The sequence below is a fragment of the Streptomyces sp. CNB091 genome, assembly GCF_000377965.1.
In genome coordinates this window covers 340,531-365,657 of the sequence record NZ_KB898990.1, presented here as the reverse complement: position 1 = coordinate 365,657, position 25,127 = coordinate 340,531, and the positions used below count along the sequence as shown (strand labels likewise).

The window sequence follows — 25,127 nt, the reverse complement described above, 5'->3', positions numbered from 1 at the left end:
CTCTACGTGGCATCGTGCGACGGCCCGCCGCCGTCAATGAATTCCGCGAGCCGCTCGGTGAGCCAGTCCGGCTCGTCGAGCGAGACGAAGGCACGCGATTTCTCGGCGATGGCGACCGAGCTCCGAGAAAAGCAGCCGGCCAGCTTCTCCGCGTGACCGAACGGGAAAAGGGGGTCCTTCCGCGACCAGACGATGAGGACGGGCCCCTTGAACCGGTGCAGTTCCTCCGCCACCGCTTTGGTGACCGCCGGCCGCAACCCGTCCAGCAACTTGACGAAATCCCGCTGCACACCGCGGTTGCTCGGCAGTTCACCCAGCATCTCGTCGATACGGTCCGTCGGGACCTTGTTGCGCGCCACCACCGCCATCAACGCCCGCTTGGCGAGGCCCAGCCTCAGCGCCCGCGCCACCACGCCGACGGTGCCGGGGATCCCGAGCAGTGCGCGCATGGGGACAAGGAGTTTCGGGGGGCAGTTGTCGAAGGCGTCCGAGGGGAGGAGCACCAGCCGCTCGAAGAGTTCCGGTTCCCGCGCCACGGCGATCTGGGCGATCGCCCCGCCGGTGTCGTTGCCCACCAGCACAATGGGCCCGGGAAGCTCCCGCGCGATGTCCAGGACACGCGCCGCATGCGCTTCCAAGGAGCAGTCCGCATCCGGGTCCAGGGGGGTGCGGTGCCCGCCTAAGGGCAGGTCGGGCAGCACCATGTGGCACCGGTCGCGCAGTCCCGCGATCAGCGGGTCCCACACGTGCCCGTTGACCATCAGGCCATGTACGAACAGGACGGTCCTGCCCTGCCCGACACGTCGGAGGTCGATCCGGCCGCCGGCCGTCTCCACCCTGGTGGTCTCGGTTGTCATTTCGGACACCTTCCCTTTCAGGCCGCCCTTGCGGGCGAGCCCTTTACTGTGAGCACCTCGATGTCGTAGACGAATGCCTTGTCGTCGTGAGTGAGCGACGTACTGAGCGCCTCGTCCCGGAACAACGTGGAGCGTGCTTCTTCAGGCACCTGGTGTTTCGCCAGAAAATTCCGGTAGCACACCCGCCCGCCGGGCCTGCCGGCACGAGCGATGTTCCGCATGATCTGGTCGAAACCGTCCTGGGGGATACAGCTTGTCACATCGGACAGGGAGAACTTGTCCAACGATCCGTCAGGAGCCTTCTGTATGTACTCGATGAGGTTCCCCGTCACGATCTCGACTTTCGTCGGAGCGGAGCGGATCGCCTCGTAGTTCTCCCGCAGCAGGTAGTGCGGCAGGGTGCCGCGGTGCGGATAGCGTCCCAGGAACGTGAACGCGAGCCAGTGGTTGTCCTTGGCGAGATGGTTCATGAACGTGTGGTGAACGCGCTCGAGTATGTAGCCACCCACGGAGTCCACATCGATCGTGATGCGGTAACCGGGGTCGTTCAGGACGAACTTGAGGATACGCTCGGAGAAGCCGTGGCGGACCAGGGTCCGCCACATGACGCCGTCGATCCTCCGCTGGTAGATGGCTCTCTGCTCCTCCAGCGTCTGCGCCGAGAACAGATCGCGCATGGCGCGGCCGTACAGGAGCCGCATCGAGGGGGCGACCACGCGCTTGTAGAACTTCTCGTGTCGGCCCGACAGGACCAGGCCCCGCCGGACCTCCTTGCGGTGCCGTGAGAAGTAGCGGAACGCCGCGGGACTGATCTTGCCCTGGAGCTGTACGAACAGCCGCCACCGGTCCGGACAGGGATCGATCCCGAGAAGGGCGAGGAGCGAGTCGTAGTCGAAGTGCCTGATCGCCGCCAGTTTCACTTCGAGCAGGTAGTTCTGGCCGGGGGCCATGTCCACCGAGATGACCGACCGGGGGTGGTTCGCGACCAGGCTCAGGGTGCGGCAGCCACTGCCCGTGACACTCAGCACGTCCTCACCCGCCGAGACGTCCAGGGCCCGCATCTCGGAGTCGGAGTCCTCGTCGCACGTGCTGTACAGAATCCACTTCTCTGAGCCCTTCGAGCTCATGGTCACCATCCTCATCGAGCGTACTGAACCTGGTACGGCGGCCGCGGAACGGCCGACGAAGGCATCCGGGCCGAAAGGGGTGCGGCCCGGAACCCCGTTGCGCGGTGCGCGGCGCCCCGGCGGAGCAGGGCGCCGCGGGCACTCACGTCATGAAGAAGCCGTCATTCGCCATGTCCGCCACACTGAGGTCGAAGGCCTTGCTCGTGGCGGCCAGGTCCTCGTCCGTATGTGCGGTGCTGAGCAGGAAGCTGTGCAACTCGGGCATGTACACGCCGTGCTGTCGCATGTAGTAGGCGAGCGCGATGGTGGCCTTGAAGTTGCTGCCGGCCATCCGCTCCCGGTAGATGCCCGCCGACCGGTGGCTGAAGTTGATCGAGAAGATCGAGTTGCGGGCGTTGATACGGCAGGAGATACCGCGTTTGCCGGTGCTCTCGGCGAACGCGTCCCGCAGCCATCGCGTCTTGGTCTCCAGCTCCTTGTACAGATGCTGGTTCGCACGCAGATGGGTGAGCACCGCCGTACCCGCCCGGCATGTCAGCGAGTTGCCGCTGAGCGTGCCGCCGGCGAAGGCCTTCTGCTCGTAGTCGAGGAAGGGGTCCTCGGAGCTCCTGCACATCTCCACCAGTGCGGCGCGTCCCACCACCGCACCACAGGGCAGGCCACCGCCGATGATCTTTCCCAGGCAGGTGAGGTCGGGCTCGATCCCGGCCATCGTCTGGGCCCCGCCGTACTCCACCCGGAATCCCGTGACGACCTCGTCGAACACCAGGGGAACGCCCGTCTCGGTGCACACCTTCCGCAGCGCGGCGAGGAATTCCAGGTCGAACGTCGTCGTCGAGGACGGCATCGGCTCCGCGATGACGCAGGCGAGCTCGTCGGCGTGCTCGCGCAGCCGCTCCAGACCGCCTATGTCCCCGTACTGGAGCACCATCGTGTTCTCCACGACGTCCGCGTTCGAGCCGAGGGTTCCGGCTATCGGCTCGGGTGCGTGCTTGTTTCCGGTGAAGCGGAACCAGGAGCTGACCATGCCCTGGTCCGAGAAGCCGTGGTAGTGGCCCTCGAACTTGGCCACGACCTTGCGCTTGCGGGCCGCGCGGCACAGCCGTATCGCCAGGAGTACGGCCTCGGTGCCGGAGTTGCACAGCAGTGCCCGGTCCGCCGCCGGGAAGGCGTCGACGAGCATTTCGGCCAGCTCCACCTCGGGCTCGTGGCCTATCCCGTTCACCAGGCCGGCCGCCACACCCGAGGTGATCGCCTCGTTGACCACCGGATGCGAGTAGCCGAGGATGTGCGGCCCGTACCCGCCGGAGAGGTCCACGTACTCATTGCCGTCGACGTCCCGGACCCGGCCGGCCTGGGCTTCCTTGACGAAGATCGGGTAGGTGCTGGGGAAGAAGTAGCGGTGGATATGGGTCGGCGCGACGAGCGAACGGTCCGCCCGGTCCCGCATCTTGAGGGAGCCCGGGATCTGGAGCGTGAACTGCTCGTCGAACCGTTCGCGCACCGCCTTGCTCATGTAGGGCGAGTACCGGTCCGTGAACTTGCGGGCGTTCTCCCAGATGTTGATCTCCGGGTCCAGCTGTGTGGCGAACCCCTCGCACGACAGGAAGACCAGCTCGACCTTGGTGAAACTGGTGGTGTACCGGGCGCCGTACTTCCGCAGGATGTCGCTGACGTCCCGGAAGTAGCTGATCGTCGACCACCGGTTCGAGGCGGTGTCGAAGTGGTGCTCCAGTGCCGCCACGAGTTCGGAGCGGTACTCGGCCCAGTTCTCGCGCAGCTGCTCGCCGCCGGTGACGAAGTGGGCGGTGAACCGCTCCACGGCGATGTCCCACTCCTTGCGGGTACACGCGTAGTAGAAGGACGACAGGCCCCACTTCTCGTCCTCGGTCAGTTCGACCGTGATCCCGAAGTCGAGCAGGATCAGGTCGCCCTCCTCGGAGAAGAGGATGTTCCCGGGGTGCGGGTCTCCGTGGGACAGGCCGTGCATGTACAGCATCGTGTAGATCGTGTCCTGCAGGCGCCGGGCCAGCTGCGCCGCCGGCAGCCGCACCTGGTGGGCGGCGTTCCCGCGGATGCCTTCCATGAACTCCATGGTGAGCATGCGCGGGGTCACCAGATCGGGAATCACGCGCGGCACCCGTACGTAGGGATGGCCCTGGAAGTTCCGGTACACCTCCTTCTGCCGAACCGCTTCCTGCAGCATGTCGGCCTGGGAGCGGAACAGCGAGGCGACCTCGGTGAAGCGCCGCAGACCGTCCGAGGCGGCCACGACCGGGACCACCTTCTCGGCGAGGCGGACGCCCCGGCCCATGATGCGCAGATTCTGCTCGATGTGCTCGGGAACGCCTTCCTTCACCAGCTTCACGGCGACCTGCTGGCCGTCCAGCAGCCGGGCCCGGTGCACCTGGGCGACCGAACCGCTGGCCACCGGTTCGAGGTCGAACTCCCGGAAGACGCTGTTCATGGGCGCGCGCAGTTCCCGTGTGACGACGGCATGGGTGGTGGCCGCGTCCATGTGCGGAGCGTCGTCCTGGAGTGTGCGGAGCTTGTCGGCCCACTCGGCGGGGACCAGGTCCGACCGTGTGGCGAGCAGCTGGCCCAGCTTCATGTAGATCGGCCCTGCCTCCACGAGGCAGTCCAGCAGCCGCTCGGCCTCCTCGGCCCGCAGCTCGTCGCGGTTGGACCGGAAGCGCGATACGGCGTACCCGAAACCGTGCCCCAACGCGTTGCCGACGGACTTCAGCGGTGTGCCCATTTTTTCGTCCTCCGGTCAGTAAACGAATGAGAAGGCGCTGAAGGACATGCCGGCGCTTCCGACCCAGCCGATCGCGCGGTCTCCCCGGCTCAGGCGCCCCTCGCCCACCGCGGTGGCGATGGCGGTCGGCACCGAGGCCGAGACGATGTTCCCGGTGTCCTGGAAGACGTGGTAGATCTGGTCGCGCAGGCCGACGGTGTCCGCCATCTCCTGCCAGAACCGTTTCGACGAGGCGTGCGTGAAGACCGCCGTGACCTCGTCCACCGGTGCGTCGAGGCGCTTGAACACCTCCATGGCCTCGATGCGGGCGGCCTCGTGCAGGTCGAATCCGAAGGAGGTGAACCGGCCGACCCCGTTCTTGGCCACCTTCTCCGACGGCAGGGAGAAGTCCGCGTAGCCCGCCATGGGGATGTTGCACAGCTCCGCCAGGTCCGGGCGAGACGAGAACTCGAAGGACCAGGGAGTCTCCCCTTCCGCGGTCAGGATCGTCGCGGACGCGGCCTCGCCGAGGGTGTAGGCGGGAAAGCTCCAGGTGATCTCGTCAGCGTGTCGCAGGGTGAACACGTCCGGGTAGACGGCCCCGCCCGGCCGCATGTTGAACTCGGCGTTGACGAGCATCGCCGTGCGGCACGCCCCCGAGGCGAACAGGCCCTCGGCCAGCTGGACCGCCCGCGTCCAGCTCATGCACGCGTCCAGGACGTCGAAGCACTGGGCCCGCTTGATGCCCAGGGCCGCTGCCGCGTGGTAGGCGCCGCCCGGCTCCAGGAACCCCCTGCCGATGCCGGTGTAGATGACGACATCGATGCTCTCGCGCGCCATTCCCGCCTCGTCGAGGGCCTGTTCGGCCGCGCGTACCAGCAGGTCGATCGGACGCTCCTGCTCGGTGGCCCACAGGCGGGCCTCGGATCCCGAGTAGGCGAGCCAGAAGCTGATCTTCCGGAGTGCGTCCTCCATATCGCCCTCGAAGCCGGCGGTGCTGTGCTCACGGACCAGGTCGAGGATGTCGTCGTTGGTGACGCGTCGGGACGGCAGGGCGGCGGAGACGGCGGCGATCCTCATCGGTTCACCCCCGCACCCGTGGTGTCCGCGGTGGGACGGGCCAGCCGGTCCGCGACCAGGCCGGCCAGCGCGTCGATCGACTCCGATTCCCACATCGACTCCGGTGGCAGCCGGAGTCCGCTCCAGTCCTCAAGGCCCTGGTGCAGTTCCAGCATGTGCCGTGAGGTGACGGCGTGGGCGGACAGCGGCAGTCGCGCGTCCACGTCCCCCTGTCCGTCCAGCACCCGTTCGACGATCCAGCTCTCGATGTACGTACGGCAGCCGAGGCGGAGCGCGTCGGCGGCGGAAGCGGCGGGCGCCGGGGCGGGCCGCGCGGACGGTGTGCCGTCGGAACCGGCCGCGCCCGCGTCGACACGGGCGAGAACGGCGATGCGGTCCTCCAGGACGTCGGCCTTGCACCGCGTCCGCTGGATCTTCCCGCTCGTGGTGACGGGGACGGAGCCCGCGCTGGTGATGAGGACCGAGGCGCCGATCTCATGGCGGCGCCAGACCTCGTCACGGATCACAACGGCGACCTCCTCGGCGCTGCCCTCCGCGCGGGGGGCGCACTCCGCCACCACCACGACGCTCTCGTGTCCGTCCTTCCGTACGCTGAACGCCGCGGTGCGGCCACGCCGGACGGCGGCGTGGCTCTCCTCGACGGTCAGTTCGATGTCCTGGGGGTAGTGATTGACGCCGTCGATGATGACCAGGTCCTTGAGTCGTCCGCAGATGTAGAGCTCCCCGTGGTGGAGGAAGCCCAGATCGCCGGTCCGGAGGTACGTGTCGGTGTCGTCGCCCTCGATGCGGGCTCCGAAGGTCTGCTCGCTCTCCTCCGGCCGTCCCCAGTAACCGCGGGCCACGGTCGGGCCGTTCACCCAGACCTCGCCGGCATGGCCGTCGGGGAGACGGCGACGCGTCTCCGGCTCGACGATGGCGACCCGGGTGTCCGGCACGGTCGTCCCGCACGAGACGAGGGGGCGTACGGCGTCGTCGGAGGGCAGTTCGGTGATGGGGGCACCTATGGTGATCTTGTCGAAGGTCCCCCACGAGGTGTCGGCGCCGGGCACTTTGTTGGTGACCTTCAGAGTCGCCTCCGCAAGGCCGTAGGAGGGGCACAGTGCCTCGGGCTTGAGGCCGTACGCGGTGAACGTCCGGCTGAACCGCCGGTGCGTGTCGGACTGCACGGGCTCGGCGCCGTTGCCGACCGTGATGAGCGAGCTGAGGTCCAGTCCCGCCCGCTGCTCCTCGGTGGTTCCGTCGACGCAGAGGTCGTACGCGAAGTTCGGCGCCCCGGTGTGCGTTCCGTGGTACCGCGAGATCGCCTGAAGCCATCGGACCGGGCGGCGCACGAAGGTCGTCGGTGCCATCAGTACGGAGTGGCAGCCGGCGTAGACGGGAAGCAGGACCGAGCCGATCTGCCCGTAGTCGTGGAAGTGCGGCAGCCACGACACCCACCGGCTGGTGCCGTCGACCTGCCAGGAAAGGGCTGCCTCGGCGCACTGGACCACGGCGTTGCGGTGGTCGATGACCACGCCCTTGGGGGAGGAGGTGGAGCCTGAGGTGTACTGCAGATAGGCGATGCCGTCCGGGGAGATGTCAGGTTCGGGCAGCGGGGGAAGGTCGCCCCCGAGCTCGTCCGTGGCCAGCCAGGGCAGGCCCGCGACCCGTGTGTCCGAGGCGAACAAGGACTTCCGCCGCACCCCCTGCCCTGTGGTCAGCACCGCGCCGGCCGCGCAGTCCCGCGCAATCGCCTCCACCGTCGGAGCCGTTCGCTGCTGCGGGACGTAGAGGGGGACGGCGATGATTCCGGCGTACAGGCAACCGAAGAATGTGACGATGTAGTCGAGGCCCGCCGGGTAGAGCAGCAGAACGCGGTCGCCGGGCGCAACGGCCTCCCGCAGCCGGCCGGCCAGAGCTCGGGCCCGGTCGTGCAGCTCCGCGTACGTCAGCGCACCCACGACATCGAGGTCGCCCTCAAGGAATGTGAACGCCGGCTCGTGCGGCTTCTCGTGTGCACGCCTCAGCAGAACGCGGACGAAGTCGGTTTCCGTTACAGATTCCACTTGGTTCCTCAATCTGAGGGCTACTAGTGAAGTTACCCGTCGGCTACAACCAGCCGACCGCCGATACATGCGGATTCGCACTGGAGGAAATGAGCGGGGTGAAGACAGGGTTTCTGCGGCCTCCACGCCAAAATTGGGTCCCCGCCCTTCCGTTCAGGGGACGCGGCCCGATGGCGCCAACGTTGTGATCCATGAGGCTGCCACAGGCCGACGTGCACAGACAATGACAACAGTCCGAAGAGATCTCCGGGAGAGCTTCCTAATGAGGGAAGCCGCACGGTGAATCCCCGTTGGCCCGCGGTTCGCGAAATGCCACGCCGGCACGGCCGCGGACCGGCCGACTCAGCTGGTCCGCCCGGCAGGCGGCCACCATTGCTCCCCACCCCATTACGGCCTTCCCGCTTTCCTCTCCCCCGGCAAATCCGGTACGAGAGACTCCGGTTATCGCGGCCCTCGCCACTCGGCCCGGGATTACTGCCCGGTACCCCGGCAGCCCAAAGGTTTGGGTACCAGAATTTCCTCACCTCCGAAGCAAGGAACCAGGAATTTCCGACTCCTGTTCTTGCTCGCACAAGCCGCCCGATGGAAGGATCATGGCGCTCTGGTCCACCTTTCCCCGCCCGGCACGAGAGGCGTCACGACTTCCGTTGGCCACGGCTTGTTCCAGGCCTGAGCACGCGGTCGACGCCCCCTCGATCAACGGACCGAGGGCCCACTCGTCCAGTGCCACGACCCCCCTGTGCCGACGTCGGTGGAGCCGTCCTCCCCGCCCGCCGCCACTTCCTCTTCGTCCCTCAGGACCACGGAGTCATCTGGTATGACCTACGCATCCCCACGTGCCGCCGTTCTGGCCGGCATCGGATCCTGGATACCGCCCGACATACTGACCAACGCGCAACTGGCGTCGCGGCTCGACACCAGCGACGAATGGATCCGCTCCCGAACAGGCATCGCGAGTCGCCACCGTGTCACGGCGGGTACGTCGACCTCGGACCTCGCCGTCGAGGCCGGCCGTCGCGCGCTGAAGTCCTCGGGATCGGACGCGGCCGACGCCCTGGTGCTGGCGACGTCCACACCGGACGAGCTCTGCCCGGCGACAGCGCCGTCCGTGGCGTCCCGGCTGGGCCTGGGCCAGGTCGCCGCCTTCGATGTATCCGCCGTCTGCGCGGGGTTCGTCTACGGCCTGGGCACGGCCGCCGGTCTCATCGCCGCCGGCATCGCCGAGCGGGTTCTGCTGATCGGCGCCGAGGCGTTCACCAGTCTCGTCGACCCCGACGACCGCACCACCGCCGCGATCTTCGGAGACGGCGCGGGGGCCGTCGTGCTGAGGGCCGGCCGGCCGGACGAGCCGGGAGCGATCACCTCCCTCGTGCTCGGCAGCGACGGCAGCGGAAGCGAGCTCCTGCACGTGCCCGCCGGAGGCGCCCGCCGACGCGTGCCCGCCGAAGGGGACTCCCGGTTCCTGCAGTTGCAGGGCCGGGAGATCTTCCGCCACGCGGTACGGCACATGGCGTCCTCCTGCCGCGAGGCGACGGCGAGGGCGGGCTGGGAGCTCTCGGACGTCGACCGGCTGGTGGCCCATCAGGCCAATGCCCGGATCACCGCGTCGCTGGGCGGCACACTCGGCATTCCGCCCGAGAAGGTGGCCTCCAACATCGCGCACATGGGCAACACCGCCGCCGCATCGGTGCCGGTACTGCTCGACGAGGACAACGCCGACGGCGGTCTGACCCCCGGCCAACGGGTACTGATCACGGCCTTCGGCGGCGGGCTCGCCTGGGGTGCGGCCACGCTCGTCTGGCCCTCGCTGGACAGCGTCGGCTGATCCGGGCCACCCGGCCGGGCCGCACGCTCACGATTTCACCGACACAACGGTCAAGGAGCTGACATGAACGGTTTTGAGGCGCTCAAGAAGATCTTGATTGACGAACTCAAGGTCTCCTCCGATCTGATACGGCCGGAGGCGACCCTGGAGGAGGTCGAGTTCGACTCCCTCACCCTGGTGGAGCTGACCGTCATCCTCGAACGCGATCTGGATGTGGACATCCAGGACCACGAGCTGCGCGACCTGGCGACCCTCGCCGACGTGGGCCGGCTGGTGGAGGACCGGGCAGCCCAGGGCGCGGTATGACGCTGCCGACCGACATCGCGGTCACCGGCCTCGGGCTCGTCACCCCGGCCGGGGTCGGCGTCGGGCACAACTGGGCGGCAGTGCGCGCGGCCCGAGGGACCGAGGCCGCCCTCGACCCCGAACTGAAGGGCATGCCGGTCGAGCTGTCCTGCCGGGTCCCCGGCTTCGATCCCGATCGTCTGCTGGGCGGCCAGAGGGCCCGCCGCCTCGACCGCTTCGTCCAGTTCGCCCTGGTCGCCGCCCGTGAGGCCCTGGCCGACTCCGGTCTGGACCCCGCCGGCTGGGACGGCGCCCGGGTGGGCGTGGTCCTGGGAAGTGCCGCGGGCGGCATCCACACCTACGAGCAGCAGCACGAGGTGCTCCTCGGCCAGAAGCCCCAGCGCGTGACACCGCTGCTGCTCGCCATGCATCTGCCGAACATGCTGGCCGGACAGGTGGCGATCGAGTTCGGCGCCACGGGCCCGAATCTCGTGGTGGCCACGGCCTGCGCCTCCGGCAGCACCGCCGTGGCCACCGCCTGCGACCTGCTGACGCTCGGGCGGTGCGATGTCGTCCTGGCCGGAGGCAGCGAGGCGATGATCACGCCGCTGGCGATGTCGGGCTTCGCCAATATGGGAGCCCTGTCCCGGCGCAGCGAACACCCCGAAGGGGCCTCGCGCCCCTTCGACCGCGAACGCGACGGCTTCGTCGCCGGCGAGGGCGCCGGACTCCTCGTCCTCGAACGCACCGCGGACGCGCGTGCCAGGAGTGCTCGCGTCCGCGCCCGGATCCTCGGCCACGGAACGAGCGCGGACGCCCATCACATCACCGCACCCCATCCCGAAGGACGCGGTCTGGAACAGGCCATGCGCCAGGCACTGGCCGACGCCGGCGCCACGCCGGGCGACGTCTCGTACATCAACGCGCACGGCACGTCCACGCCGCTCAACGACCTCGCGGAGGCGAGGACGCTGCGCAGAGTCGTTTCCGGCGGGCCGTTCGTCAGCTCCACCAAGGGGGTCACCGGACATCTCCTCGGTGCCGCGGGAGCGGTCGAAGCCGCCTACACGGTGCTCACCGTCGAGGAGGGCGTCATCCCTCCGACGGCCAATCTCACGGACCTGGACCCGGAGATCGACATCAACGCGGTCACGGCCCCGACGGCCCACCAGGTCGGCCTCGCGCTGAGCAACTCGATGGGCTTCGGCGGTCAGAACACCGTTCTGGCCTTCAGCCGCGTGTGACCGTGCGGTTCCTCGTGGCGCCGAACATCCCGCTTGTTCGCGGGGGACGTGGGCTCCGGCAGCGTACCGAACCGCTGCCGGAGCCCACGCGCCCCGGTCACGCGCCTGCCCGGCGCTTCGTTCAGCCGGCGAGGAAAGGCGCGTCCACGCCGTCCAGCGCGCGTGCGCAGTGGCAAACGCGGTCCTCGGGAAGCCCCGCCACGGTGGCCAGGACCAGATCGCGCAGGCGCCCGAGATTGCGGGAGAAGACCTCGTAGACGTCCTCCTGGGCCACGCTCTCCTCGGCGTCGAGTCCCGCGTCCAGATCCGTCACCAGCGCCACCGACGTGTAGCACAGGGCCAGTTCGCGGGCGAGGGACGCCTCCGGCATCCCCGTCATGTTCACCAGCGACCACCCCTGCGCCGCGTACCACTGGGACTCGGCGCGGCTGGAGAAGCGCGGACCCTCGATCACGACCATCGCTTCCCCGTCGACGAGCGGCTCGCCGCCGCTCTCGGCCCCCGCCTTGAGCACGGCGGCCCGGCCCGCGGCGCAGTAGGGGTCCGCGAACGACACATGGGAGACGACGTCGTCGAAAAAGGTCGCGGGCCGGCCCGCCGTACGGTCCACCACCTGATCCGGGACGACGACGGTGCCCGGCCCGAATTCGCGGCGCAGCGATCCCACGGCGCAGGGGGCGATGATCTGCCGTACGCCGAGGGAGCGCAACGCCCAGATGTTCGCCCGGTAGTTGATGCGGTGAGGCGGGAGGGAGTGGTCGCGGCCGTGCCGGGGCAGGAAGGCGACCCGCCGGCCGCCGACCGTGCCCACCGTCACGGCGTCGGCCGGGTCTCCGTACGGGGTGGACACGGTGACTTCCGTGGCGTCGGACAGCAGGGCGTAGAACCCGGTGCCACCGATCACTCCGATCTCGGCACGAGCGAGGGCATCACTAGCGGTGTTCATGCGGAGGGCACCTTTCCGGTGTTCTTCTCAGGGGTACGGTCGGAGTCCTTCGCCGGCCGCACGCTCAGGGCGGTCAGGGCCGGCACCGTGACGTGATCGGGCACACCGGAGCCGCGCGGATCGTCGTCCCTGCGGACGCCGACGCTGTGCCATCCCGCTGCGGTGGCGGCGTCCAGTTCGGCCCCGCTGTCGCTCAGAAAGACACACGTCCCGGCCGGAACCCCGATCATGTCCCGGATCCGCCGGTACGAGTCCGGGGCATTCTTGGGGCCCGCGGTCTCCAGGTCGAAGCGGCCGTCCAGCAGAACGGACAGGTCCCCGAACTCGGTGTGGCGAAACCAGTCGAGCTGGGCCTCCGCGGATCCGGAGGAGTACGTATAGAGGCTGATGCCGTCGGCCCGCCACCTGCGCAGCACCTCGGGCACCTCCGGGTACACATGCCCGTGCAAGGAGCCCGCCGCATAGCCTTCGGCCCAGATCCAGCCCTGGACCCTCTTGAGCGGGGCGGCCTTGACGTCCGCGTCCGACCAGGCTGCCAGTTGCGCCGCCGCGTCCGCGATGCCGAGTCCGGGGCGTCCCGACTCCTGCCGTATGTCGGCCAGCAGGTCCTTCAGGCGGGGGTCGTCCCGGTGCTCGTGGAGCCAGCCGGACAGCCTCTGTCGCGCGTAGGGGAACAGCACGCCCCGCACATGCGCCAGCGAGCCCGTGGTGCCCTCGATGTCGAGCACCACCGCGTTCGCGCGGAGACTGGTCACAGGGCGGTTCCCATCAGCTCGTCCAGCCGGGGGAAACGGTCGGCGATCGGCGCTCCGGTGAAGTCCCCCACCCAGCCGTCCTCCTCCTGGAAGAAGCGGATGGCCGCGAAGTCGGGGCGCTCCCCCATGTCGAACCAGTGGCGCACACCGGCAGGCACCGACAGCAGGTCTCCGGCCTCGCACAGGACGGCGAGAACATGCGTGTCCAGGTGCAGGGTGAACAGGCCGCGGCCGTGCGCGAAGAAGCGGACCTCGTCCTCACTGTGCTGGTGCTCCTCCAGGAAGGTCGTACGGGCCTTCGCTGCCCGTTCGCGCCATTCCTCGGTGGGGGCGGGATGCAGCCGGGCCACGTCGACGAGCTTCATGGAATCGCGGTCGCACACCTCTGCGATCTTGTCGCTGTACAGGTCCAGCAGGGCCTGATCGTCCAGCCCCGGCGTGTCGCCGGTCCGGAGCGGCCAGCGCCGCAACGTGACGCCGTGAGCGTCGAGTTCGCTGATGACGCGCTCGTCGTCACGGGTTCGCAGCAGCACCGTCTCCGGTGCGTCGTCCGGCATGATCTGCAGGAGAGTCACGTCGAATCTTCCTTTCGCATGGGGCGTTACGCGGCCGGACGGGTCGTGTCCGGCTCACCGGTGAGCAACAGCAGTTGGCACATGGCCTCGACGCACTCCAGACGGTTGCGCGCCTGCTGCAGATCGCAGCCCCAGACCGTCACCCCGTGGTCCGCCAGGAGAAGCACCGGCGGCGACTCGGGGCGGTCGGACAGATACGCGGCCACGTCGTCGGCGATACGGGCGACGTCCGGCCAGTTGGGGAAGATGGGCAGATCGGCGTGGGTGGAGTCCTTGAGACCTAGCCCCTTGAGCAGTTCGAGGTCCTTGAGGGCCAGCCAGGAGAGCCGGTCGGCCGCGCCCAGCCGCCGGGCCAGGGCCGTGGCATACGGTGAGTGCACGTGCACGACGGCGTTCGCATCCACCGAGCGGTAGACGGCCGCGTGGATGGCGGTCTCGGCGGACGGACGCGGTCCGTCCCCGACAGGCAGGACGGGCCGCCCGGTGCCGGCGTCCACCAGCACCATGTCGGCCGGTCCGAGGGAGCCCTTGGCGAAACCGCTGCCCGTGATGAGCGCTTGGGAGGGCTGTCCGGGCAGCCGCACCGAGAGGTTGCCCGAGGTCCCCGGCATCCAGCCCTGTACGTAGAGAGGGCGGCAGTGGTCGGCGAGGGCCCTGGCCGCGCGTATCCGGTGGCCGGACTCCGCGCCGCTGCCGCTCTGCCGTCCGTCCGTCTCCCCATCCGGGGCGGCGTCCGACTTCTGCGACGGCCGCAGGACCCGTGACTCGGAGACGATTGCCGTGATCAGCTCACGCGGTGTGACGTCGAAGGCCGGGTTGAACACCGGGGCGTCGTCGGGTGCGATCCTGACGCCGCCCAGGGTCGTCACCTCCTCCGCACCGCGTTCCTCGACGACGATCCCGGAACCGTCCGGCAGTCGGGGGTCCCACGAGGATTCCGGCGCCACGACGATGAACGGAATGCCGTGCCGCGCGGCTGCCACGGCCAGCGCATACGTGCCGATCTTGTTAGCCGTGTCACCGTTCGCGGCGATGCGGTCCGCGCCCACCAGGACGCAGTCCACCATGGACCTCGACATGGCCGCCGCGGCCGCGGAGTCGGGGCACAGCCGGTAGGGCACGCCCGCCTCCCGCAGCTCCCAGGCGGTGAGCCGGGCGCCCTGGAGAAGGGGGCGGGTCTCGTCCACCAGCACTTCGGCCACGCGGCCGCGGGCCGCCAGTTCCAGGATCGCGCCGAGCGCGGTGCCGACCGCCGCCGTGGCCAGACGGCCGGTATTGCAGTGGGTGAGGATGCGAAGGGGGCGGTCGGGCCGGATCGCCGTCACCAGGTCCGCGGCACCGACGGCGGCCCTCCGGTTCGTGGCGATGTCCTCCTCGATCGCCTCCTGTGCCGCGCTTAGCACCGCGTCGGGCCCCTCCGGCAGTCGTTCGAGCACCCGCGCGACCGCCCACGCCAGATTCACCGCGGTCGGCCGGGCGGTCGCGATCCTTTCGGCGTCGGCGCGGACCGCCGCCATGTCGGTGGTGCCGTTGTCCGCCGTGTGTGCGCGCGCGGAGAGGGCCACGCCGAGCGCTCCGGCCAGGCCGATCGCGGGGGCGCCGCGCACCGCGAGCGAGCGGATGGCTTCGATCACCTCGTCCACGGTTTCCAGGCGCGCCCAGCGGGTCTCGTGCGGCAGCACTCGTTGGTCGATGACGCAGATGGCCCCGTCGGACCAGACGAGCGAGGGAGCCACGTGCGGGCGTCGGACCTCGTCGGTCGACGGGGGCACGGCGGGGCCAGTGCCCGTGTCCGTGGAAGCGGGACGGGTGGTCATGATCCTCCCTTGGGACGAGCCGGACTGCTGTATGTCGTACGGAGGGGTATGTCCCCTCCGTACGCGAGGAGTGCCGGACGCCGAACACCGCATGACGGGCGGACGGTTCGCGGCACGGCGCATCGCCTCGGCTCGAACCGAGGCGTGCGGGGGAGCATGAGGAACGGGAGAATCGACGGGGGACGACCGGGACGCAACGGTGTGGGTGGCGGGGCCTTTTCGATATTGGTCAGCCTGCCATCGCCCGATGCGCCCGGACAATGACAGCAGCGGGAAATATATTCTGGAGATCTTCCCGGTCCGGGAAATCGGCGCGCTGCCGAAGCGCCCGGGTCCCTCGCGGGCGGCCGTGCCCCCTTTTCGGACAACGCCCGCGGGCGTTGTCCGAAAAGGGGGCACGGCCACTCCCGACGACGGCGTCCAGCGGAACCGGCGCCTCACCTTCCTCTCGCCTTCCCGCTCCCGCGCCGCCAGGTGTTACCGACCATTCAGTATTTGTTTTTTTCGGCCAAGCTCCGGCACGTGTGGCACCGGCCGCAGGCCGCGCTCTCCGGTGGCTCACGGGGCGGGCACACCCCCGGCGTTTTCATGGGAGTCATGCGCGTCCCGGAACAGACGTCGAGTCGACATACTATTGACCGGCCTGTACATTCACCCGGGCTCATATACTTGACGCCCGTAAGTGGAATGCTGACAGCCAAACGACGGGTGGGAGCAAGAGTTGGCGGGTATTGGCCGAGCCCTGCGCCCCACCGCCCCTCGCCGGCGTATGAACCACACGTACAAGCGAGGCATGGCTCCCGCCCTTCGGCGGCGGGAGACCTCGTCACCGCGAGCGGCCCTGCCACCGGGGCTCCAACGTCGCAGGCCCCACGCCCGCCGTCGCGCACCCCGCCCCGGGAAGAGCCTCACGAGCGGTTCCCCCCGTCCCACGGGCTGATGCCCGCCGGACGTCCGCGTCTGGACTCGCCCGGACTCCCCGCCCGGCAAGCCGTCCCGCACGGCCGCGCTCACCCCAACACCGCGCCGCCCTCCAGCCCCGCCCCCCGTCGGCCCGCAGCCGGCGGACACCTCCGCGACACAGGTCTGGTCACTCTGAGCATCGAAGGACGCGATCGATATGACGGCACCCGACAGCAGTATCCGCATCTTCACGGAATGGCTTCTGGAGCATCAGTCCGTCCTCGTCGACAAAGTACTCATAGCGATCTGGCGCGACGGAATACCCACGAGTCCGCTCGCGACCGATCCAGCGCTGACGGGGGTGGTCCGGCTGGAGACCGAGATGCTCGTCGCACAGTTCCTGCGAGGGCTCGGGAACCGGCAGAGAGTCCCCATACAGTCGCACGGGGCCCGGCATCTCGCCCGTCTCGCGGCGTTGCACGATACGCCGCTGGAGGATGTCATATCGAGTTACCGGATAGCGCACGGCGTGGTCCAGGACTCCTTCTTCCAAGCGGCACGGGAATCGGGAATAGGGCCCTCCTCCGCCTTGAGCGTCCTGCAGTTCTGTTGTCTTCAGTTACTGCGCCAGACGGAATGTCTCATCGGCCTCGTGACCACTGAGTACCTGGACGAGACGGAGATGATCGGAAGCGACGAGAACGCGCTGCGGCTGCAAGCGGTGCGGTCGGTTCTCGACGAGGCGGGGCCCGTACCCGAACTGCCCTCCTACGACCTGAGCGCGGAACATGTCGCCGTCGTGGCGCAGGGCCCGACGGCGACGAGCCTGGCGGCCTTCGCGCACCAGTGCAAGAACAACGCGATCTCCGTGTTCACCGACCGCAACATCGTATGGGCGTGGTTCAGCGGTTCCGTCGGTCCGGCGGACGTCCATGAGGCCGTGGCGGAACGGACGCAGCGCGGCTGTCTGGGTGCCGGTGAGCCGGGCAAGGATGTCGCGGGGTTCCGGCGGTCCCACCGGGAGGCCCAGTCCGCCTTCCGGGTGTGCGACTGGACGGGACGCAGGAGCGCGCGTTTCGCCGACATCGAACCGGAGGCCATCGGCCTCGCTGATGTCGATGCCACACGCGCCCTGGTCCACCGCCGCCTCGGCCAGCTGGTGGGCGGGAGCGCCCGGCACAAGTCGCTCCGGACGACGCTTGAGGTCTACCTCGCATCCGGACAGAACGCCCGGTCCGCGGCCTTCAGGCTCGGGCTCACGGAGCGAACGGTCGCCAACAGGCTTCAGGCGGCGCGCGCTCTCCTGCCGCCGGACACCCGGATCTCCTCCCTCGAACTCGGGCTCGCGCTTCGGCTGCTGCCCCTGACCATCAGCCGGCCGACGGTGCGCTAGGCCCTGTCGTCGAACTCCCGTCTGCCCCGCGAGGTCAGGTGCGTACTCTCGCCGCACGGGGCACCCGCCCAAGTACGTCCAGTACGAGGACGTGAGCCCGGCACGCCGAGAGCACGCACCTGACCTCGCGGGGCCGCCCTCCGGGCGACGACGGGAGTTCGACGACAGGACCCAGGGGGTGGTCTTGCCCGGGTGTCCCGCTCCACCCGGAGCCGCACACGGGCGGCGCCGAGACGGCGCCCCGTCGCGTCCCGGCTTCCGCGCCCCCGGGGAGGACCGGCAACGGCCCGCCGGTCTCAGGGCCGCTGGTCCCGGCCGTCCGGATCAGCGGCTCCCAGGGTCTCCAGCAAGCGCAGCGCGAGGGCGGTCTCCAGCGATCCCGCGTCCGTGCCCGGCGGAAGAAGGTCACCGGCGTGCCGGAGCCGGTAGGCGACGGCCCGGCTGCTGACGTGCAGACGCCGCGCGGTCTCCCTGGCGTTCGACCCGCAGCCGAGGTAGATGCTGAGCGTCCTGCGGGCGGTCGCCGCCTGGCGGGTCGGCTGCGACAGGTCCCCGAGCTGCCGCCGGATCAGGGTCCGCGACGCCTCGATGTCGGCCAGTGCTATGGCCTCGGGCGCCGAGGCGGAGAACCGCAGCACGGGCCGCTTCTGGTACGCGGCGACCCGGAGGGCCATGCGTGCCTCCGCGTGTGAATCGCAGAAGCCCTTGGGCCCCCGGGCCGGCTCTCCCACACCGACCCAGCAGCCGCTCTCGGCGGCTGCCTCCGCCGCGGCGATGACCACGTCCGCCTGGGGGACGGCGATCCACATCCAGCTGAGCTCCTCATCCGGCCGGACCACGCAGTGCGGTGCCTTGACCGCGCGCGCCAGCGTCCGTACGACCCGCTCGGACTCCGGACCCGAAGCGGCCAGCGCGACATGGTCACCGCGCACGTTGTAGAAATCCAGACTCGCGGGACGCTCCCCGCTCAGCACCGCCCGGACCGCGCGGAGCTGACGCGGGCCCCGGGCACGCATGATCGCCTCCGCCTCCTCCCGGTACTCGACGACCACCAGCTCGCAGAGGTGCTCGATCTCGGCGAACAGGCGCCTGGTGCCGAGCCGTACCGCGCCGAGGGCCGCGTACGTGTCCGCGGAGTCCGGTATCGCGTCGATCAGCGCCTCCTCCAGGAAGCGATGGCCCACGCGGTAGGCGTCCAGCACGTCGCGCTCCGGTGTGCCGTTGCGCGCCGCCAGCCGGGCTATGTGGCGTGTCTCCGGGGGGCACAGGGGCTCCGCGTCGTCGGTCAGCGCGTTGATCAGCTGGTGGAGCACCGCACGGGTCTCGGCCACCACCGTCTCCGCGAGCCCCGGCTCGTCGATCAGTTCCCGGCCGACGCCTAATCGTCTGATCCCGTCGATGACCCTCCCCGTCAACACATCTCTGGACACAAGGAGTTGATCCCTGGCAACACACAGCAATTCGGCCTCGTCAGTCACAGGTGAAGCTTCTCAGGGTGCGCAGCTTTACGTCGAGGCTTGCCCACCCTGCACATGGCATGGCGCGCATCGAGCCACCACAGTTGGGTCATGAGCAGCACCGAAAACAAGCCGCGGGCTTCGTTGTCCGAGATCACCGAGTTATGTCTGACCCCGGCGACCGAACTCGCGAGCCGGATCCGCCGGCGTGACATCTCGCCACGCGAACTGACCGCGGCGTTCCTCTCCCGTATCGAGCAGCGCAATCCCGCGCTCAACGCCTACGTTCACGTGGCGGCGGACCAGGCACTGGCGGCAGCGGCCGAATCGGAGCGGCAGCTCATGCGCGGGCGCCTCGCCGGCCCCCTGCACGGGGTGCCGATCGCCATCAAGGATCTGTTCGACTACAAGGCCGGCATGCCCAACACGTATGGGGTCACGGCGTTCCGGGATTACGTGCCGGAACAGACCGCCCGGCATGTCGCCGCGCTCGAGAACGTCGGGGCGATCGTGCTGGGGAAGACCAACACGCCCGAGTTCGGGCACAAGGGACTCTGCGACAACAAGCTGTTCGGGCCGACCAGTACGCCGTTCGCCCTGGGAATGAACTCCGGTGGTTCGTCGGGCGGTTCCGCCGCCGCGCTGGCCGATGGGCTGTGCGCGCTGTCGCAGGGCTCGGACGGTGGCGGGTCGGTGCGGATCCCGGCCGCTCTGTGCGGCGTGGTCGGGTTCAAGCCGAGCTTCGGCCGTGTCGCCGACGCGGTGCGTCCTGACGCGTTCCTGTGCCAGATCCCGTACATGAGCAACGGCCCCTTGGCGCGTTCGGTCGAGGACTGCGCACTGCTGCTGTCGTGCATGGTCGGCGACGACCCTCGCGACCCGAGCAGCGTCCCCCATGACGGTACGGACTTCCTGGCGGCCACGCGCAGCGATCCGGGCGGTCTGCGCGTGGCCTACCTGCCCACGCTGGGCGGGTTCCCGGTCGAGGCCGGTGTGCGCGCGGTGGTCGATGACGCGGTGGCGGCCCTGGAGGAGGCCGGCGTTCACGTGGACAGGCCGCGGTTCGTGCTCCCGGTCTCGCACCGTGAGGCCACCGACCTGTGGGTGCGCAACGCGGGCGCCATCGCGTCGACCGTCGTCGAGGCGTTCGCCGCCGAGGGCGTCGACCTGCGCGACGAACCGTGGGAGGACTTCCCGTGGGCCCTGCGCGCGATGATCGAGCGCACCGACGGACGCACTCTGATGGACGGACGCCGTGACCAGGTCGTACGAACGGTGATCTACGACGCCTTCGCCGACCTCTTCGACCGCTACGACCTCGTCATCAGTCCCACACTGGCCATCGCCGGCTGCGACAACGCGGACGACGGATGGACCGTCGGCCCGGACAACGTCGACGGCGAGGACGTGGATCCCATCCTGGGCTGGTGTCTGACCCAGGTGTTCAACTTCACGGGGCATCCGGCCATCTCGGTGCCGGCGGGGCTCACCGACGACGGCCTGCCCGTCGGCCTGCAGATCGCGGGCCGCCGCTTCGCGGACGCCGACGTTCTCTCGGCAGCGGCGGCCGTCGAGCGCATACGGCCCTGGGCCCCGCACTACCGCACGATCGCGGCGGTCAGCCGCTGAGACCGTCCTCCCGCGGCCGGATCCAGGCCGGGGAGGCGTACAGGTACGGCCGGCGCGTCGTCCGCAGCGGAGAAGGACCGCGCGGGCGGGAGGGCGGGGTGAAGGCGCATGGACTGGACTGCGCCCACCGCCCTCCGGTGCCGGGCCGGACCATCAGGCGTCGCGTCGCCTCGCGACGCGATACGACGGCCGGACCATCCGTTGGGTGTCCTCATGACGGATCGGTGCGCTCGTCACACCATCGCCCGGCCGGCACGGCCTCGGCACATGCCGCGGCCTTGCCCGGGGCGATGAGCACGGTAAACACGTTCACGACACAAAGCCCATGGAGCCTCTCCGGGTGCACGGCCACTGTCACGCCTCCCCCCACACGGCCAGAGCGTCACCGAGAAGCAGCACCGGACGAGGTATCCCGGGCCCTGGGGGAATGGAGAAAATGGTGGCACAGACTTCTCGACGCAATTTCCTGAGATCGGTGGGGGTATCGGGGGGCGCCGGTGTGCTGTATTCGGCCATGGGGGCACTCGGGTTCGCACCAGCTCCTCAGGTGCACGCGAGTGAATTCCGTTCGCCGAGGCAGGGCGACTTCACCTCGGTCGGCAGGCGGAACGGCAGGAAGGTCATCATCCTCGGTGCCGGCATCGCCGGCCTCGCCGCGGCGTACGAACTGGGCAAGGCCGGATACAACTGCCGCGTCCTGGAAGCGAAGGACCGTCCGGGCGGCCGCAACTGGACGGTCCGCGGCGGAACGAAGGAGACCGATCTCGACGGCCGCACCCAGACGGCCAATTTCGCTCCCGGCCACTACATGAACGCCGGACCGGGCCGAATACCCCAGTCGCACGTGACGCTGGAGTACTGCCGTGAACTGGGCATCCCGCTGGAGGCGTTCGCGAATCAGAACGCCAACGCGTACATCTACCACGAGAACAGCGCGGCGCTCGCCGGGAAGCCGGTACGCTGGCGGACCGCGAAGGCCGACGTGTACGGCTATGTGTCCGAACTCCTCGCCAAGGCCACCGACCAGGGCGCGCTGGACCAGGCGCTGACCGCGACCGACAAGGAGCGGCTGCTCGAATTCCTTAAGGACTTCGGCGACATCAAGGGCCGGGACGGCAACTGGGCGTACACCGGCAGCAGCCGGCGCGGCTACTCGGTCGAGCCCGGAGCCGCTTTGGAGGCCGGTACGGTTCTCACCCCGCCTCCCTCCCTCTCCGATGTCATCGCGAGCGGACTGGGACTCCGCTTCTCCTTCGAGTTCGACTACCAGCAGGCCATGATGATGTTCCAGCCGGTGGGCGGCATGGACGCCATTCCCAGGGCGCTGGCCAGAGCGATCGGCAGCGGCCGCATCGAGTACGGAGCCCGTGCGACCGCCGTGGCCAACCGCTCGGACGGCGCCTCGGTCACCTGGGTGAACGCACAGGGGGGGTCCGTCACGGAGCACGCCGACTTCGTGGTCGCGGCCATCCCGCCGATGGTGATGGCCCGCGTCCAGCACAACCTCGGCTCGGACGTCACGGCCGCGCTCCTGTCACCCCAGCCATGGGAGGCCGGCAAGATCGGCCTGGAGTACCGGAGCCGGTGGTGGGAGACGGATGAGCGCATCTACGGCGGCGTCACACCGACCGACAACGACCTGAGCACCATCTGGTACCCGTCGCACGGCTATCACGCCAACCGCGGTGTCATCATCGGCTACTACAACGCCCTGGAATCCGCTGCCGCCTACGGCAGGCTGTCACACGCCGACCGTGAGCGCAGGGCGGTCAGCCAGGGGGTGAAGATTCACGGCGAGAAGTACCGCACCGAGCTGGCCTCCTCCTTCAGTGTGGCGTGGCATCGCACCCCGTTCATCGAGGGCGGCTGGGCAGGATGGTCCTCACAGACGGGGATCGAGTACCAGACCCTGAACCGGCCGACCGGGAACGTCTATTTCGCCGGTGACTGGCTCAGCAACACCGTCGCCTGGCAGCACGGAGCGTTCACCTCCGCCCGCAAGGTCGTCACGGAGATCCACACCAGGGCGCTGGCCCGATAGGCCGGTGCGGCGTCGCCGTCCCAGCGGACTGCGAGAGGCGACGGCGCCGCCGCGCGTGGGCGGATCGTGGACGCGATCATCCATGTAGTACGCACCGGGTGCGCCTGGCGTCGTGCTACCGAAGGACATCCCGCTCCGGTCGACGGTGTACCGGTATGTCACTGCGGGATGATGGACGCGCAGCACTGGTCACCGCCGCCGGCGTCTCCGACAACGCCGGCGGCATCCACCCGCCCCTGACGGCAAAGGACGCCGGACCCCAACTGGTCCCCAACTGGTCCCCAAAAATGATCAAGGGCCGGTTTCGGATTGCTCCGAAACCGGCCCTGATCTGCGACTGTCTCCAGTCGGGACGACAGGATTTGAACCTGCGACCCCTTGACCCCCAGTCAAGTGCGCTACCAAGCTGCGCCACGTCCCGCTGCCCGTCTGACCTGGGGTTTCCCCTGGCTGAACGCGCATGAGAACAATACCGCACTCCAGCAGGTGGTCACCAACACCATTCCGTGCTTGACCTCAACCGTGGTTGATGTTGAACGCTCGGTGTCATGACGAACACGACCGCCTCGACGGTACGCGGCCCCCTCGCATTCCATGACCTGGACCGCCTGATCGCCCTGATGACCGGCGCCGAGAAGCACGCCCCCGCCGCCCATTCCACGCTCGACGCCCTGTGGGTGCTCTACGACAGGGTGCTCCGCGTCACACCGGACACGGCCGACGCCCCCGGGCGGGACCGCTTCCTGCTGTCCAAGGGACACGGGCCGATGGCGTACTACGCCGTCCTCGCCGCGCACGGCTTCTTCGGCGAGGAGCTGCTGCCCGGCTTCGGAGCGTACGACTCGCCGCTCGGCCACCACCCGGACCGACTGCTGGTGCCGGGGGCGGAGATCGGCAGCGGATCCCTCGGTCACGGGCTGCCGCTCGCCGTCGGAACGGTGCTCGGGCTGCGCGCCCAGGGCCTCACCGACCCCCGGGTGTGGGTCCTGATCGGCGACGCCGAGCTGGACGAAGGCAGCAATCACGAGGCCATCGCCCACGCTGGCCCCGCCGGGCTCGAACAGCTGCACACACTGGTGATCGACAACGCGTCCGCCACCCACGGCTGGCCCGGCGGCATCGCTTCCCGCTTCGCGTCCGCCGGGTGGGCGGCGGTGACCGTGGACGGTCGCGACCACGAGGCCCTGTACACGGCGTTCACCACATCCCACCCGGGTGAACCCCTGGCCGTCGTCGCCCGCGTCGAACCCAAGAGCTGACCGCACCGACCGCCCCCCGCACCACCACCGCTGCGCACACCGGAGCCCCCGGGAAGGACCCCTTCATGGACACCATGCGTGACCGATTCATCAGCACCGCTTCGCGGCTCCTGGACGAGGAGCCCCGGCTGGCCGTCGTGCTCGCCGACATCAGCGCCGACGGCTTCGCCCCGGCCCGGCGCGCCCACCCGGACCGGGTGATCAACGTCGGAATCCGGGAGCAACTGCTGGTCGGGGCCGGTGCGGGGATGGCGCTGACGGGAATGCGGCCGATCGTGCACACCTTCGCCAGCTTCCTGGTCGAGCGACCGTTCGAGCAGGTCAAGCTGGACTTCGGACACCAGGGGGTCGGGGGGATCCTGGTGAGCGCCGGCGGCTCGTACGACTGGCCGGCCGGGGGCTTCACGCACATGTCCCCCGGTGACGTGGCCCTCCTGGACACGCTCGACGGCTGGACCGTGCATGTGCCGGGCCATCCGGACGAGGCCGAGGCCCTGCTCCGGGAGTCCGTCGTCGGCGACGACCGGGTGTACGTACGCCTCTCGCTCCAGGCGAACCGGGAGGCGCTGCCGGTGAGCGGCACGGCCGGGTTCACCGTGGTGCGCGAAGGGCGGCGCGGGACCGTGATCGCGGTCGGCCCCATGCTCGACAACGTCCTCGCCGCCACCGAGGGGCTGGACGTCACCGTGCTGTACGCGACGACCGTGCGGCCGTTCGACGCGGCGGGGGTGCGCCGGGCCGCCGGTGCGGCCACGACCGCGGACGTGGTGATCGTGGAGCCCTATCTGGCGGGCACCTCCGCCACCGCGGCGGGCGAAGCGCTGATCGACCTGCCCCACCGGGTGCTCGGGCTGGGGGTGGGCCGCGCCGAGCTGCGTCGGTACGGTCAGCTGGAGGAGCACCTCGCGGCGCACGGTCTGGACCCGCAGGGCCTGCGGAAGCGGATCACCGCGTTCCTGCACCCTTGATCCGCAGAGCCCACCCACCAACCCGACCCACTGGCTCCGCCCGCCCCGTCAGCCCGGCCAGGCCGGGCACTCCCCCGTGATCGGGCCGCCCCGTCAGCCCGGCGGAGGCAAGCCCGCGCGATCGGGCCGCCGCGCGCCCCCGCAGTCGGCCCGCCCGCCGGTCCCCGCACACTCGCACCGCCGG

The 25,127-nt window shown here is 69.5% G+C and carries 18 protein-coding genes and 1 tRNA gene; 8 read left to right on the top strand and 11 right to left on the bottom strand.

Translation table 11 applies throughout. The annotated features are described in order from the left end of the window. Positions 1–2: 2 nt before the first annotated feature. The 5 genes from D581_RS0101565 to D581_RS01000000136665 form a co-directional block, all read right to left on the bottom strand. Complete coding sequence (locus tag D581_RS0101565; RefSeq protein ID WP_018955467.1) at positions 3–857, bottom strand: alpha/beta fold hydrolase; 855 nt, start codon at positions 855–857, stop codon at positions 3–5. A gap of 17 nt (positions 858–874) precedes the next feature. Beyond that, entirely contained in the window at positions 875–1,984 is a 1,110-nt protein-coding gene (locus tag D581_RS0101560) for a DUF3419 family protein (protein ID WP_018955466.1), read from the bottom strand. Between the two features lie 142 nt (positions 1,985–2,126). Further along, the gene (locus tag D581_RS0101555) at positions 2,127–4,742 is read right to left on the bottom strand and encodes an aminotransferase class III-fold pyridoxal phosphate-dependent enzyme (protein WP_018955465.1); all 2,616 of its coding nucleotides are present in this window, start codon (positions 4,740–4,742) and stop codon (positions 2,127–2,129) included. A 15-nt stretch (positions 4,743–4,757) separates the two neighbouring features. Next, a complete protein-coding gene (locus tag D581_RS0101550) occupies positions 4,758–5,801 on the bottom strand; it encodes a 3-oxoacyl-[acyl-carrier-protein] synthase III C-terminal domain-containing protein (RefSeq protein ID WP_018955464.1) in 1,044 nt (347 codons plus the stop codon). Then, on the bottom strand, positions 5,798–7,846 hold the full coding sequence (locus tag D581_RS01000000136665; protein ID WP_018955463.1) for an AMP-binding protein: 2,049 nt from the start codon (positions 7,844–7,846) through the stop codon (positions 5,798–5,800). Before D581_RS01000000136665 ends, D581_RS0101550 begins: the two co-directional genes overlap by 4 nt. Before the next feature lie 817 nt (positions 7,847–8,663). Between D581_RS01000000136665 and D581_RS0101540 the strand changes: the two genes are divergently transcribed. The 3 genes from D581_RS0101540 (at position 8,664) to D581_RS0101530 (ending at position 11,200) form a co-directional block, all read left to right on the top strand. Then, on the top strand, positions 8,664–9,671 hold the full coding sequence (locus D581_RS0101540; protein ID WP_018955462.1) for a beta-ketoacyl-ACP synthase III: 1,008 nt from the start codon (positions 8,664–8,666) through the stop codon (positions 9,669–9,671). A gap of 63 nt (positions 9,672–9,734) precedes the next feature. After that, positions 9,735–9,977 (top strand): acyl carrier protein, encoded by a 243-nt coding sequence (locus tag D581_RS0101535; RefSeq protein WP_018955461.1) that lies wholly within the window; start codon positions 9,735–9,737, stop codon positions 9,975–9,977. Beyond that, positions 9,974–11,200, top strand: coding sequence for a beta-ketoacyl-[acyl-carrier-protein] synthase family protein (locus D581_RS0101530; protein ID WP_018955460.1), 1,227 nt, complete (start codon positions 9,974–9,976; stop codon positions 11,198–11,200). The genes D581_RS0101535 and D581_RS0101530 overlap by 4 nt, the downstream gene beginning before the upstream one ends. A 121-nt stretch (positions 11,201–11,321) precedes the next feature. Here D581_RS0101530 and D581_RS0101525 read toward each other — a convergent pair whose 3' ends face one another. From D581_RS0101525 to D581_RS0101510, 4 genes are read right to left on the bottom strand one after another with little or no spacing between them, the layout of a single operon-like run. After that, on the bottom strand, positions 11,322–12,146 hold the full coding sequence (locus tag D581_RS0101525; RefSeq protein WP_026290076.1) for an S-methyl-5'-thioadenosine phosphorylase: 825 nt from the start codon (positions 12,144–12,146) through the stop codon (positions 11,322–11,324). Continuing rightward, positions 12,143–12,901 (bottom strand): acireductone synthase, encoded by a 759-nt coding sequence (mtnC, locus tag D581_RS0101520; protein ID WP_018955458.1) that lies wholly within the window; start codon positions 12,899–12,901, stop codon positions 12,143–12,145. The genes D581_RS0101525 and mtnC overlap by 4 nt, the downstream gene beginning before the upstream one ends. Next, positions 12,898–13,476, bottom strand: a complete 579-nt coding sequence (locus tag D581_RS0101515) for a hypothetical protein (RefSeq protein WP_018955457.1) — start codon at positions 13,474–13,476, stop codon at positions 12,898–12,900. Before D581_RS0101515 ends, mtnC begins: the two co-directional genes overlap by 4 nt. A 26-nt stretch (positions 13,477–13,502) precedes the next feature. Continuing rightward, positions 13,503–15,293 carry a bifunctional S-methyl-5-thioribose-1-phosphate isomerase/methylthioribulose 1-phosphate dehydratase gene (locus tag D581_RS0101510; RefSeq protein ID WP_018955456.1) on the bottom strand — a complete coding sequence of 597 codons (1,791 nt, stop codon included), beginning with the start codon at positions 15,291–15,293 and terminating at the stop codon, positions 13,503–13,505. Between the two features lie 1,120 nt (positions 15,294–16,413). On the opposite strand from D581_RS0101510, the gene D581_RS1000000141805 reads away from it, so the two are divergent. Then, a complete protein-coding gene (locus tag D581_RS1000000141805; protein WP_018955455.1) occupies positions 16,414–17,589 on the top strand; it encodes an RsbRD N-terminal domain-containing protein in 1,176 nt (391 codons plus the stop codon). Positions 17,590–17,885: 296 nt separating this feature from the next. Here D581_RS1000000141805 and D581_RS0101500 read toward each other — a convergent pair whose 3' ends face one another. Then, positions 17,886–19,019 (bottom strand): PucR family transcriptional regulator, encoded by a 1,134-nt coding sequence (locus D581_RS0101500; RefSeq protein WP_158688565.1) that lies wholly within the window; start codon positions 19,017–19,019, stop codon positions 17,886–17,888. A 138-nt stretch (positions 19,020–19,157) separates the two neighbouring features. On the opposite strand from D581_RS0101500, the gene D581_RS0101495 reads away from it, so the two are divergent. Together D581_RS0101495 and D581_RS0101490 are read left to right on the top strand one after the other, a co-directional pair. Continuing rightward, positions 19,158–20,675: an amidase gene (locus D581_RS0101495; RefSeq protein WP_063738185.1), complete on the top strand. Its 1,518-nt coding sequence runs from the start codon at positions 19,158–19,160 to the stop codon at positions 20,673–20,675. A gap of 427 nt (positions 20,676–21,102) precedes the next feature. Beyond that, positions 21,103–22,716 carry an FAD-dependent oxidoreductase gene (locus D581_RS0101490; protein WP_078625525.1) on the top strand — a complete coding sequence of 538 codons (1,614 nt, stop codon included), beginning with the start codon at positions 21,103–21,105 and terminating at the stop codon, positions 22,714–22,716. A 347-nt stretch (positions 22,717–23,063) separates the two neighbouring features. Here the strand turns inward: D581_RS0101490 and D581_RS0101485 are convergent. Beyond that, positions 23,064–23,137: transfer RNA gene (locus D581_RS0101485), tRNA-Pro, on the bottom strand. Positions 23,138–23,264: 127 nt separating this feature from the next. On the opposite strand from D581_RS0101485, the gene D581_RS0101480 reads away from it, so the two are divergent. Next, positions 23,265–23,975: a transketolase gene (locus D581_RS0101480; protein ID WP_018955451.1), complete on the top strand. Its 711-nt coding sequence runs from the start codon at positions 23,265–23,267 to the stop codon at positions 23,973–23,975. Positions 23,976–24,040: 65 nt separating this feature from the next. Then, the gene (locus tag D581_RS0101475) at positions 24,041–24,943 is read left to right on the top strand and encodes a transketolase family protein (RefSeq protein ID WP_018955450.1); all 903 of its coding nucleotides are present in this window, start codon (positions 24,041–24,043) and stop codon (positions 24,941–24,943) included. Positions 24,944–25,127 lie beyond the last annotated feature (184 nt).